This is a genomic window from Mongoliimonas terrestris, assembly GCF_001927285.1.
Lineage (GTDB): Bacteria > Pseudomonadota > Alphaproteobacteria > Rhizobiales > Pleomorphomonadaceae > Chthonobacter > Chthonobacter terrestris.
In genome coordinates this window covers 107,257-119,700 of record NZ_MSIG01000005.1, presented here as the reverse complement: position 1 = coordinate 119,700, position 12,444 = coordinate 107,257, and the positions used below count along the sequence as shown (strand labels likewise).

Sequence of the window (12,444 nt, the reverse complement as noted above, 5' to 3'; positions counted from 1 at the left end):
AAGGGCGCCCCTCCGGGCGCCCTTTTTACTGTCCGTGGTCGGTAGGTCCGAACCGCCGCAGTCGTGTCGGGGGTTGCGCCTGGGGCGCTTTCCGACATGAAGGGCTCGACAGGTCGTCGCTTGGTCGCTCCGCATCCAAGACGGCTGGAGCACTTTTTCCGGCGACCGGATGGTTCAACCGGCTCGAGAGGGCCTCAGAGCGTCGATGCCGTCCAGGCGACGATCGCGGTGAAGGCCTGCGAGGCGGCGGCGTCGAGGGCGGCGATCGCGTCGGCGGGGCTGTCGCTCGCCGCGGGCACGCGGGCCTCGAACACGCGGGAGGCGCGGACGGTGCCGCTGCGATCGTCGAGGAGTTTCACCCCGAGCGCCACGTAGGCGGTGCGGCCGGACGCAAGGTCGAGCTCGAAGGCGCGGATGTCGACGATCACCTGGAAATCGATGGCCAGACTCTCGCCCGGCCGGCCAACCGCCCGCGCCTTGCCGGCGTTCTCGAAGGCCCGGATCAGCTTGACCTGCACGAGCGCAGGCAGTTCGTCGCTCCAGGTGGTGGCCGGGAAATAGGCGATCTGCGCCGCGCTCGGCCGCACCACCACGCGCGAGGTGGCGAGCGCGCTGATGGCGGTCGGCACCGGCACGAGCAGCTGCGCCTGGGTGCGCGCGCCGCCTACCGCCTCGAAGGCCGACGGCGCGGTGAGGTCGTAGATGTCCGGCGCCGGACCGCCGCCGCCGAGCGAGGCGCACGCCGACATGCCGAGCGCCGCCGCGAACGCCGCCACACTCCGCGCCGCCCGTCCGGCCCGCGCCTTCAGATCCGCGCCTGTGGCGCTCTGTTCGCCGCCCATGGCGCCCCGCTTGGCACCCGTGGTGGCGCCCTGCTCGGCGCCTGTGGCGCCCTGCCCCCGTCCCGATCGATGCACGCTGAACCTCCTCACCGCCGGCGCGGCTGGTACTCCGGCACGCCTTCGCCGCCGAAAATGAATTGCTGCGGGTTCCGCTCCACGCCCGACAGCACCCGGTCGAGGCGCGACAGGGCGCGCCGTCCGTCCTCGGCAAGCTGGGTGAAGCTGGAGAGGCCCCGGTCGGAGAAGCGAGCCACGTTGCTGGTGATCGGCCCCACCTCGGCGGCGAGCGTGTCGGCCACGGCCCGGATCGACTGCAGCGTCGCGGTCGCCTCCTGGATCAGCCCCTCGCCGTCGCCTTCCACATAGCCGTCGATCTTCTGGAGGACGCCGTCGGCGCGGGACGCGATCCCGTTCAGCTGCTGGACGAGGTTGCGCGCCTCGGTGATGGTGCGGTTCACGTCGCCGTTGCGCTCGTCGATGGTGGCGCCGAGCCGGCGCAGGCTCTCGGAGGCCGACTTCACGTCGGTGAGGATGCCGTCCACCTGCGGCCCGTAGGCCTGGAGCTGGCCGGCGAAAGACGACACATCGTCCACCGTGGAGCGGACCTTCTCCGGATCGACGGCGCCGATCAGCGTGCCGGCCTGGTCGAAGGTTTCGCGCACCGACGTGACCACGTTGCCGATGGTCGCCGACACGTCCGCCAGATTCTGGGACACCACGTCCACCGACGTGACGATCTGGCCGATGCGGGACGGGTCGACCGCGGCGAGGAGGCCGTCGGCGCGGCGGGCGGCGGCGGAAATGTCGTCGCCGGCGGTAGAGAGGCTGGCCATCAGCCGGTCCACCTCGGCCGGATCGATCGCCTCCACGACGGCACCGGCGCGCTGGATGGTGGCATTGAGGCTGGCGGCGGCCTCCGAGACGTTGGTGATGGCGGCGTTGACGGTCGCCGGGTCGATGCCGTTCGCCACCGTCTCGGCGCGGGCGAGCACGGTGTTCAGCCGCTCCGCGGAGGTGACCAGTTCGCCGACGGCGCGCCGCACGTCGTCCGGCGAGATGGCGGTGAGGAGATCCTCAAGCCGGGCGGCGGAGCCGCGGAGATCGCCGGATATGTCCCCGACCGCGGCGGCCGCCTCGCCGACAGCCTCCAGCGCGCCGGAGACGGCGCCGGCGTTGTCGGAGAGCGCGCGGCTGAAGGTCTCCACGTTTGCGACGGTGCGGCTGACGGCCGGGCGGTTTTCCGTGACGAACTCGTCGATGGCCGTCATGGCGCTGTCGGCCTTGGTGAGCACGTTGCGGGCGCTCTCCAGGATGTCCTGGAAGGGGGAGACCTGCGCCTGGATGGTGGGGATGCCGTTCTCCTCGCCGACCGAGTCGACGAGGAGCGGCGCGTTGCGCGAGCCACCCTCCAGCTGCAGGTTGGCGACGCCGGTGAGGCCCTGGTAGGAGAGCGTCGCCCGCGTGTCGGTGCGGATGGGCGTCGTGCGGTCGACGCTGATGATGGCCACCACCGTGTTCGGGTCGCGCTCGTCGAGGGCGAGGTTGGAGACCTCGCCGATCTTGATGCCGTTGAAGAGCACGGCGGACCCGGTGTTGAGGCCGGTCACGGCGCCGTTGAAGACGATGCGCACGTCCACCTGCCGGGCGCGCTCGCCGGCGTTGGTCAGCCAATAGAGGAAGCCCAGCCCCGTCATCAGCATGACGAGGACGAAAAGGCCGATCGCCGCGTAGTTCGCCCGAGATTCCATGAATTCTGTAGCCTAATCGATCTTGAGGCGCTCGGCGCGCTCGCCGTTGAAGTATGCGTCGACCCACGGATGATCGACCGTCTTCAGCTCCTTGAACGTGCCGTCCACCAGCACGCGCTTGTTGCCAAGGACGGCGATGCGATCGGTGATGCCGATAAGGCTGTCGAGGTCGTGGGTGACCATGAAGACGGTCAGCCCGAGGGTGTCGGAGAGGTTGGCGATCAGCGAGTCGAAGTCAGCCGCGCCTATCGGGTCGAGGCCCGCCGTCGGTTCGTCGAGGAAGACGATGTCCGGGTCGAGGGCGAGCGCGCGGGCGAGCGAGGCGCGCTTGATCATGCCGCCGGAGAGCTCGGCCGGATACTTGTCGGCAGCGTCCGCCGGCAGGCCGACCAGCTCGATCTTCAGGCGCGCCAGTTCGTCCGTCAGCGCCGCCGGCAGGCGCAGATGCTCGCGGATCGGCACTGCCACGTTCTGCGCCACGGTGAGGGAGGAGAAGAGGGCGCCCTGCTGGAAGAGCACGCCCCAGCGGCGGCCGATGCGGTTGCGCTCCGCCGGGCTCGCCTCGTCGAGGTCGCGGCCGAACACCTCCACGGTGCCGGCGCGCTTGGCGTTGAGGCCGATGATGGTGCGCATCAGCACCGACTTGCCGGTGCCGGAGCCGCCCACGACGCCGAGCACTTCGCCGCGGAAGACGTCGATGTCGAGGTCCTCCAGGATGAGCTTGTCGCCGAAGCCGACCGTCAGGCCGCGGCCGCGGATGATGACCTCCCGGTCGGTGCGGGCGTGGCCGGCGCCGTCGCCGGCCGTGTCCGGGGCGCTGGGGTGGAGGGCGTCGGGGAAGGGTCCGGCCATGGCGGTCAGATCCCCAAGGACGCGAACAGCATGGCGAAGACGCCGTCCATCACCACCACCATGAAGATGGCCTTCACCACCGAGGCGGTGGTGTGCTCGCCGAGCGATTCGGCCGAACCCTTCACCTTCATGCCTTCCACGCAGGCGACGAGGCCGATGATGAGCGCCATGAAGGGCGCCTTGACGAGGCCGACCACGACGGTGGTGACGGTGAGCGCCTCCTTCAGACGGATCAGGAAGGTGTCGGTCGGCACGCCGATGTAGAAGACCGCCACCACCCAGGCGCCGGCAAGCGCGGCAAGATCGGAGACGAGGGCGAGGATCGGCAGGGCGATGACGAGGGCGAGGAGCCGGGGCACCACGAGCACGTCCACCGGCGAGACGCCGAGCACCGTGAGAGCGTCGATCTCCTCGCGCATCTTCATGGAGCCGATCTCGGCCGTGAAGGCGGATCCGGACCGGCCGGCCACCATGATGGCGGTAAGGAGGACGCCGATCTCGCGGCAGACGAGCACGCCGACGAGGTCCACGACGAAGAGCTCGGCGCCGAACGAGCGGAAGTAGAAGCCGCCCTGCTGGGCGATGATCATGCCGATGAGGAAACTCATCAGGGCGATGATGGGCACCGCCTGGAAGCCGGCCCGGTCGATGTGGTTGACGAAGGCCGGCCAGCGCATGCGCCGCCGCCAGGCGAGCGTGCCGCCGAGCGCCACCAGGAACTCGCCCAGCATGGCGGCGAGCGCGTTCGCGTCGCCGATCACCTCCGCGGCGCCGCGCCCCACGAGGGTGAGGAAACGGACGACCGGGGAAACCGGCCGCACCTCGGGCAGTTCGGTGCGGCCGATCTTGTCGACGGCGGCAATCAGCGTGGTCTGGCCCGGAGAGAAGCCGGTAAGCGAGACATTGAGGCCGCGCCCGTCGAGCGTGCGGCGGGTGCGCTCCACCAGCCAGGCGCCGGCGGTGTCGAACCGGTCGATGGCGGTGCCGTCGATGACGATCGTGGTTGCGGTGGCGGCCAGGGTGTCGGGGTTGAGCCGGTCTTCCAGGTCGCCGGCGTTTTCGATGGTCCAGTCGCCGGAAAGGCGCACGCGCGCACCGGCCCGATCGGCGGTCACGTCGATCGGCTGGTCGGATGCTTCGCCCCCTGGTCCCGGCGCAACGGCCGCCGGCGTGGTCCTGTCCGCCATGGCACTCCAACACGCAAGCGGCGCACGATCCCCCGATCTCGCGGCTGCTCTCCAACCGTCCTATCCCTTGACGGGATGGCCTGTCGACGGCAAGCCGTTCAATCTCTTTTGAGGCTGGCGGCTGGAACCCTTTTCCCGTGCGCCCGTGGCGGAAAGGCTGCACATGCATCGTCAACTTTCCATCGCCGTCGAGCGGTGGCCGATCGCCGGCTCCTTCACCATCGCCAGGGGGTCGAAGACCGAGGCGGTGGTGGTGGTGGCGACGATCGCCGAGGGGCCGCACGCGGGCCGCGGCGAGTGCGTGCCCTACCCTCGCTACGGGGAGACGCCGGAGACGGTGGCGGCCGCGATCGAGACCGTCCGGACGCTGGTCGAGGCCGGCGGTTCGCGCGAGGATCTTCGCGCCGCCATGGCGGCCGGCGCCGCGCGGAACGCCCTCGACTGCGCGCTCGTCGACCTGGAGGCGAAGGCGGGCGGCACGACGGCCGCCGCCGTCTTCGGCATGGGCGGGCTGGAGCCGCTCGTCACCGCCTACACCCTGTCGCTCGGCACGCCGGAGGCCATGCGGGCGGCGGCGGAGGCGGCACGGGACCGTCCGCTTCTGAAGATCAAGCTCGGAGGGGCCGGCGACGTGGAGCGGCTGCGGGCCGTCCGGGCCGGCGCGCCGGAGAGCCGCATCATCGTCGACGCCAACGAGGGTTGGTCCGTCGACGGTTGGGGCGCCATGATGGAGGCCTGTCTGGAGGCCCGCGTCGACTTGGTCGAGCAGCCCTTCCCGGCGGACGCGGACGGCGTGCTTGCCGACCTCCCCCACCCGGTGCCGGTCTGCGCCGACGAGAGCGCCCATACCGCCGCCGACATTCCGCGCCTTGCGGCGCTCTACGAAGCGGTGAACATCAAGCTCGACAAGGCCGGCGGGCTGACCGAGGCCATGCGGATGGCCAAGGCCGCCGACGACGCGGGGCTCGCCATCATGGCGGGCTGCATGGTCGCGACCTCGCTCGCCATGGCGCCCGCCCTGATCCTCGCCCAGACGGCCCGCTTTGTGGACCTCGACGGACCGCTGCTGCTGGCGCGGGACCGGTCGCCGGGGCTGCGCTACGACGGCTCCACGGTGTTCCCGCCGGATCCGGCGCTGTGGGGCTGAGCACGGCGGCGGAAGGGGCCGGAATCGGCCGTCGCCCGCATCCTTTCGGCAACGCTGACGGACCATCGGCGGCGGATGCGGGAGCGGCAATTGATCCAGCCTCGCCCAACGTTAAACTGAAAATAGGGAATCACCGAAAAGATCGGTGAAACTGCCAGTGAGTCGACCGGTTCGGCCCCCCTGGCTTCCTTCCAGAGATCGTGCCGGCAGGATTGGCATGCCGGCATCGGGGACATCATGACCGCACCGTCTCTGCCTGAATCGTCCGTACCCGCGCCGTCGCTCCAGGCCGACTACGAGGCCATCGAGGCTGCCGTCATGGAGACGGAGAAGGGCCGCTGGTTCCTGGCCGAGTATGCGCGGCGCCACCGGGCCGCCGACACCGCCCAGGTGCTGGCCGCCATCGGAAGCCTGGAGCGCGTGCTGAAGCGCGAGCGCCGGCCGGACATCGACCGCATCCGCCTGGACATCGGCGAGATGAAGGACGCGATCGAGCGCACCAAGCTCGAGATCGCCCAGATCAAGCAGGATCCGCCGGCCGGCAGCAGCCGCTTCGAGAAGGCCTCCAACGAGCTCGACGCCATCGTCAGCCAGACCGAGACGGCGACGTCGGAGATTCTCGGCGCGGCGGAGAAGATCCAGGAATACGCCTTCGTGATGCGCGAGGCGGGGGTGGACGAGGCGATCTGCGACGAGGTGGAGTCGCTGACCACCACCATCTACATGGCCTGCTCCTTCCAGGACCTCACCGGCCAGCGGACCCAGAAGGTGGTGCACGTGCTGCGCTACCTGGAGAGCCGCATCGACGCCATGATCGAGATCTGGGGCATGGGCGAGGAGACCCTACAGGCCGCCGTGGAGACGCCCGCCAACCCGTTCGACACCCGGCCGGACGCGCACCTTTTGAACGGCCCGCAGATGGAGGGCGAGGGCGTCGCCCAGTCGCTGGTGGACGACATGTTCGGGACCGGCGCGGTGGACCCGTTCGACGCGCTCGGCGATCTCGACGACCTACCGACCGCCGGGCACGCGGATGACGCGGCGGACAACATGGCGTTCGACGCCATCGTGGCGGAAGACGACGATGCCGCCGAGGCGATGGCCGCGGAGGCGTTCGCCGGGCCGGACGATGTGACGGAGGCGGATGACGGTTCCGCGGCGGATGCCCTGGTGGCCGCCGTCGATGACGCGGACGAGGCGTTGACAGCGGATGGCGAGGGCGTCGAGGCGGAAGTCACGCTTGAGGCGGAGGCTTCGGCGGACGAAGCGGGGGCTTTGGACGTCGGGGCGGACTCGGTCGACGGCGGTGCCGAGGACGCGGTGCTCGCCCGCGCCGCCGAGGCGATGGAGGAGGCGATCGGCACGCTGAAGGGCGTGTCCGAAGTGGTCGGCCGCGACAAGCCCGCCGCCGAGGATCCCCTCGCCCGCCTGTCCCGTTCGGAGCGCCAGGCTCTGTTCTCGTGAGCGTTGTCAGAGGGTGACAGCGGCCGGCCGGTCGGGTGATGGCACCCGTGGGCCGAGTTCATTTCCACTCCGAATGAGACCGTCATCCCGGCGAACGCCGGGATGACGGGTTGAGAAGGACGCGGCACGTTGGACGAGCAGCGCCCGCACACGGCCTGCCTTTCACAACTGATACCAGGCTCATGAAGGTCGGACTCGTCCGACCTTCATGAGCGTTACGGCCTGCCGGCCTGCGCCCGGTCGGGCTTGCCTGCGCTCGTTAAGTCCCGACAGGTCGGAACTTAACGAGCTTGGTATGACCCCCTACCCCGCCAGCGCCTTCGTCAGCATGGCGTCGTCCACGTTGCCGCCGGAGAGGACGGCCACCACCGTGCGGTCGGCGGTCTCGACGCGGCCGGTGAGGAGGGTGGCGAGGGCGACGGCGCCGCCGGGTTCGACCACGAGCCGCAGGTGGCGGGCCGCGAAGGCCACGGCGGCGAGCGCTTCGGCGTCGCTGACGGTGACGCCGGAGGTCACCCGGCGCCGGCCGATCTCCCAGCCGATCGAGCCCGGGGACGACGCCATCAGGGCGTCGCAGATGGAGCCGGAGACGCGTTCGTTCGTCACCCGCTCGCCGGCAAGGATCGAGCGGCCGTAGTCGTCGAAGCCGACCGGCTCGGCCGCGTGCACCCGGGTGGCAGGGGAGAGCGTTTCCAGCGCCGCCGCCACGCCGGCGATCAGGCCGCCGCCGGAGACGCAGACGACCACGGCGTCGGCGGCAAGACCCAAGGCCTCAAGGTCTTCGGCAATCTCCAGTCCGACGGTGCCCTGGCCGGCGATCACGCCCGCGTCGTTGTAGGGATGCACGAAGGTGGCGCCCGTCTCCGCCGCGATGGCGGCGGCGATGGCCTCGCGGTCTTCCGTCAGGCGGTCGTAGAGCACCACCGCGGCGCCCATCTGGCGCGTGCGGGCGACCTTCACGGCCGGGGCGTCGGACGGCATCACGATGGTGGCCGGCATGCCGAGCAGGCGGGCCGCCTCGGCGACGCCCTGGGCGTGGTTGCCGGACGAGCAGGCCACCACCCCGGCCGGCCGCGCCGCCTTCGGGATCAACGACAGGCGGTTGAAGGCGCCGCGGAACTTGAACGAGCCGGTGCGCTGCAGGACTTCCGCCTTCACATAGGCGAGGCTGTCGTCGGGCAGGCGGACCGGCAGGAGCGGCGTGCGGACCGCTTGGCCGCGGATGCGCCCTGCGGCGGCGCGGATGTCCTCGACGGTGGGCGGCAGGTCGAAACGCATGGGCGGGCGCTCCCGGACGACGGATCGGATCCGACCCGGTCTACTCCGCGGCGGACTTTTCCGCCAGCCGCTCGCCGTTGGCGATCTGCACGTTGGTGAGGAACTGGCGCGCGCTGCTCGCCCAGGAGTACCGCATGGCGTGCTCGCGCGCGGCCTCCCGCGAGACGCCGAGCGCCTTGAGGCAGGCGGTGCGCAGGTCCTCGTCGAGCGCGCCGGCGGCGGACCCGCCGATGATGTCGAGCGGTCCCATCACCGGATAGGCGGCCACCGGCACGCCGCAGGCGAGCGCTTCCAGGATGACGTTGCCGAAGGTGTCCGTCCGGCTCGGGAAGACGAAGACGTCGGCCGACGCGTAGTGGCGGGCGAGCTCCTGGCCAAACTTGGCGCCGGTGAAGGTGACGGCGGGGAAGCGCTTGGCGAGGCTTTCGCGCTGCGGCCCGTCGCCGACCACCACCTTGCTGCCGGGAAGGTCGAGTTCCAGGAAGGCCTCGATGTTCTTCTCCACCGAGACGCGGCCGACGTTCATGAAAATCGGCCGCGGCAGGTCGAGCACGGACTCGGTGAAGGGCCGCGGGCGGAAGAGGTCCTGGTCGATGCCGCGCGACCAGCGCATCAGGTTCTTGAAGCCGCGGGCGCTCAGCTCCTTGGCGAGCGTGTCGGTCGCCACCATGCAGCCGGCGCCGGCGTTGTGGAAGCGGCGGACGAGGGCATAGAGCCAGCGCTCCGGCACCGGGATGCGGGCGGAGACGTATTCGGGAAAGCGGGTGTGGTAGCTCGTGGTGTAGGGCATGTTGTGGCGCATGCACCACTTGCGCGCCTTCACCCCGAGCGGCCCTTCGGTGGCGATGTGCACGTAGCTCGGCTGGCTGCGCTCGATGACCTTGGACACCGTCCGGTAGGTCGCCATGGCGAGGCGGATCTCCGGATAGGTCGGCATCGGGATGGTGCGGAACCCTTGCGGGGTCACCATCTCGACGGAGGCTCCCATCTTCAGGAGCTCCTCGTTGGTGCGCTCGATCGACCGGACGACGCCGTTCACCTGCGGATGCCAGGCGTCGGTCACGATGGTGATGCGGGTCATTCAGCCGCCTGTGCGTTCACGGGAGCCGGCAAGAGCGCCGGTCGCTGGTGGCCGAGGTGATGCCAGGTGATGATCTCGAAGCGCCCGTCGTGGTGCTCGGCGACGGCCGTGCAGCTCTCCACCCAGTCGCCGGTGTTGATGTAGGTGAGGCCGAACCGCTCGTGCATGGCGGCGTGGTGGATGTGGCCGCAGATCACGCCGTCGGCGCCCTGGCGCTTGGCCTCGCCGGTCAATGCCTGCTCGAAGGCGCCGATGAAGTTAACCGCGTTTTTCACCTTCAGCTTCGCCCAGGCCGATAGCGACCAGTAGGGAAAGCCCAGCCAGCGGCGGATCTTGTTCAGCACCGTGTTGAGGTTGAGGGCGGTCATGTAGGCCCAGTCGCCGAAGAAGGCGAGCCACTTGGCGTGCCGGACCACCACGTCGAACTGGTCGCCGTGGATGATGAGGAAGCGCCGGCCGTCCGCCGCCTCGTGCACCACCGAGTCCACCACCTCGACGCCGCCGAAGTGGGTGCCGAGATAGCCGCGCAGGAACTCGTCGTGGTTGCCCGGCAGGTAGATGATGCGCGCGCCCTTGCGGCCCTTGCGCAGCAGCTTCTGGATGACGTCGTTGTGCGCCTGGCTCCAGTACCACATGCGCTTCAGGCGCCAGCCGTCGATGATGTCGCCGACCAGATAGATGGTCTCGGCGTCGTGCAGGCGCATGAAATCAAGCAGCAGTTCCGCCTGACATCCACGGGTGCCGAGATGGATGTCCGACAAGAAGAGGGTTCGGAAATGCCGGGGCGTTTCGGTCGCGGACATCTTGGCTGGTTCGATCGGACAGGTGCCGCTCGCCTTTCTGATGCAACTGGCGGCGATTTAGTCCGACTCCCGTCTCACTTTTGTGACGCCCCGATCTGGCGGCAATGGTTAAACATCTTGGATGTGATCTTTGCCCCGGAGACTTGCGTGCGCATCGGCGTCCGACCTGCCCGGCGCCCCGAGGGCTAGCGCCTAAACCTTTGGACTCATATGATCCGCGCGCACGGGACAAGCCGACCCTGGAGACCACCCTTCATGACGAGTGCCCTCGACGAGGCGTTCATGCGCCTGCAAGCCCACAGGACCGCGCTCGCGGACCGTCCGATGCGGACCCTCTTTTCCGAGGACCCGGGCCGATTCGATCGCTTTCAGGCGCGCCTCGACGATCTCCTGTTCGACTATTCCAAGAATCGCGTCACCGACGAGACCATGGGCCTGCTCGTCGACCTCGCCCAGGCGGCGGGCGTGGAGGCGCGCAGGGACGCCATGTTCGCCGGCGCCGTCGTCAACACGACCGAGAAGCGGGCGGTGCTGCATGTGGCGCTCCGCAACCGCGCCGGCACGCCCGTCCTGGTGGACGGCAAGGACGTGATGCCGGACGTGGCCGCGGTGCTCGCCCGCATGGGCGCCTTTGCGGACGGGGTGCGGGACGGCTCCATCGACTCCAGCAGCGGCGCCCGCTTCACCGACGTGGTGAACATCGGAATCGGCGGCTCCGACCTCGGTCCGGCCATGGTGACGCTGGCGCTGACGCCTTATGCGGACGGCGGGCCGCGGCTCCACTATGTGTCGAACGTGGACGGCGCCCATATCGCGGACACGCTGAAGACGCTCGACCCGAAGACCACCCTCTTCGTCATCGCGTCCAAGACCTTCACTACTTCCGAGACCATGACCAACGCCGCCACGGCCCGGGCCTGGGTGGCGGGCGCGCTCGGCGAGGCGGCGGTCGGGGCGCATTTCTGCGCGGTCTCCACGGCGCTCGACAAGGTGGCGGCCTTCGGTATCGACGTGGAGCGCGCCTTCGGCTTCTGGGACTGGGTCGGCGGACGCTATTCGGTCTGGTCGGCGATCGGCCTGCCGGTGGCCATCGCCGTCGGCATGAAGAACTTCGAGGCCTTCCTCGACGGCGCCCACGCGGTGGACCGGCACTTCGTCGAGGCCCCGCTGGAGCGGAACATCCCGGTGCTGATGGCGCTCCTCGGCGTCTGGTACCGCAACGTCTGGGACTTCTCCACCCACGCGGTGCTGCCCTACGACCAGCGGCTGGCGCGCTTTGCCGCCTACCTGCAGCAACTCGACATGGAATCGAACGGCAAGGGCGTCGCCCTCGACGGCGCGCCGGTGACGCGGGCGACGGGCCCGATCGTCTGGGGCGAGCCCGGCACCAACGGCCAGCACGCCTTCTATCAGCTGATCCACCAGGGCACCGACGTGATCCCGGCGGACTTCCTCGTCGCCGCTGTGCCGCACGAGCAGCTTTCCGACCACCATCCGAAGCTCCTCTCCAACGCCCTCGCCCAGACCGAAGCGCTGATGCGCGGCAAGACGCTGGAGGAGGCCGCGGCCGAGCTTCGCAAGGCGGGCAAGTCGGAGGCGGAGATCGCGGCGCTCGCTCCGCACAAGGTGTTCCCGGGCAACCGGCCGACCAACACCCTCCTCTACCGGACGCTAGACCCCCACACGCTCGGCCGGCTGATCGCCCTCTACGAGCACAAGGTCTTCGTCCAGGGCACCATCTGGGGCATCAACTCCTACGACCAGTGGGGCGTGGAACTCGGCAAGGAACTGGCGACCCGGCTTCTGCCCGTGTTGAAGGACGAGGCCGAACCGGCGGCGGACCAGGACGCCTCCACCCGCGGCCTGGTCGGCGCCTACAAGGCTCTGCGCGACGGCTGAAACGTGATCCGACGCGACGGATCAGTTTCGGACGCCAAAAAAATGGGATAGACGAAAGTAGCGTTGCGCTGCCTTCGCCCGCCGTTTCGTGCCGGGCCGGGGCAGCACCGATCAGACCAGGGCCAGCGAGAGTGGGTGACAGA

Annotated in this window: 10 protein-coding genes; 3 read left to right on the top strand and 7 right to left on the bottom strand. The window is 69.7% G+C overall.

The genetic code is table 11. The features are described from left to right. Positions 1-194 precede the first annotated feature (194 nt). The 4 genes from BUQ68_RS08885 to BUQ68_RS08870 are packed head-to-tail and all read right to left on the bottom strand — an operon-like array spanning position 195 to position 4,629. Positions 195-917 carry an ABC-type transport auxiliary lipoprotein family protein gene (locus tag BUQ68_RS08885; RefSeq protein WP_139315182.1) on the bottom strand — a complete coding sequence of 241 codons (723 nt, stop codon included), beginning with the start codon at positions 915-917 and terminating at the stop codon, positions 195-197. Between the two features lie 11 nt (positions 918-928). After that, positions 929-2,590, bottom strand: coding sequence for an MlaD family protein (locus BUQ68_RS08880; protein WP_075215605.1), 1,662 nt, complete (start codon positions 2,588-2,590; stop codon positions 929-931). Between the two features lie 12 nt (positions 2,591-2,602). Next, entirely contained in the window at positions 2,603-3,442 is an 840-nt protein-coding gene (locus BUQ68_RS08875) for an ABC transporter ATP-binding protein (RefSeq protein WP_083656418.1), read from the bottom strand. 5 nt (positions 3,443-3,447) lie between these two features. Next, complete coding sequence (locus BUQ68_RS08870) at positions 3,448-4,629, bottom strand: ABC transporter permease (RefSeq protein WP_075215604.1); 1,182 nt, start codon at positions 4,627-4,629, stop codon at positions 3,448-3,450. A 163-nt stretch (positions 4,630-4,792) separates the two neighbouring features. Between BUQ68_RS08870 and dgcA the strand changes: the two genes are divergently transcribed. Both dgcA and BUQ68_RS08860 read left to right on the top strand, forming a co-directional pair. Beyond that, the gene (gene dgcA, locus BUQ68_RS08865) at positions 4,793-5,776 is read left to right on the top strand and encodes an N-acetyl-D-Glu racemase DgcA (protein WP_075215603.1); all 984 of its coding nucleotides are present in this window, start codon (positions 4,793-4,795) and stop codon (positions 5,774-5,776) included. 237 nt (positions 5,777-6,013) lie between these two features. Beyond that, positions 6,014-7,240, top strand: coding sequence for a protein phosphatase CheZ (locus BUQ68_RS08860; RefSeq protein ID WP_075215602.1), 1,227 nt, complete (start codon positions 6,014-6,016; stop codon positions 7,238-7,240). 303 nt (positions 7,241-7,543) lie between these two features. On the opposite strand, the gene BUQ68_RS08855 is transcribed toward BUQ68_RS08860, so the two are convergent. Genes BUQ68_RS08855 through BUQ68_RS08845 form a run of 3 tightly spaced genes read right to left on the bottom strand, consistent with a single transcriptional unit; the run spans position 7,544 to position 10,402 of the window. Then, on the bottom strand, positions 7,544-8,518 hold the full coding sequence (locus BUQ68_RS08855) for a threonine ammonia-lyase (RefSeq protein ID WP_075215601.1): 975 nt from the start codon (positions 8,516-8,518) through the stop codon (positions 7,544-7,546). 40 nt (positions 8,519-8,558) lie between these two features. Further along, the gene (locus BUQ68_RS08850) at positions 8,559-9,599 is read right to left on the bottom strand and encodes a glycosyltransferase family 4 protein (protein WP_075215600.1); all 1,041 of its coding nucleotides are present in this window, start codon (positions 9,597-9,599) and stop codon (positions 8,559-8,561) included. Beyond that, on the bottom strand, positions 9,596-10,402 hold the full coding sequence (locus BUQ68_RS08845; RefSeq protein WP_075215599.1) for a UDP-2,3-diacylglucosamine diphosphatase: 807 nt from the start codon (positions 10,400-10,402) through the stop codon (positions 9,596-9,598). The genes BUQ68_RS08850 and BUQ68_RS08845 overlap by 4 nt, the downstream gene beginning before the upstream one ends. A gap of 255 nt (positions 10,403-10,657) precedes the next feature. On the opposite strand from BUQ68_RS08845, the gene pgi reads away from it, so the two are divergent. Then, complete coding sequence (gene pgi, locus BUQ68_RS08840) at positions 10,658-12,301, top strand: glucose-6-phosphate isomerase (RefSeq protein WP_075215598.1); 1,644 nt, start codon at positions 10,658-10,660, stop codon at positions 12,299-12,301. Positions 12,302-12,444: the final 143 nt, after the last annotated feature.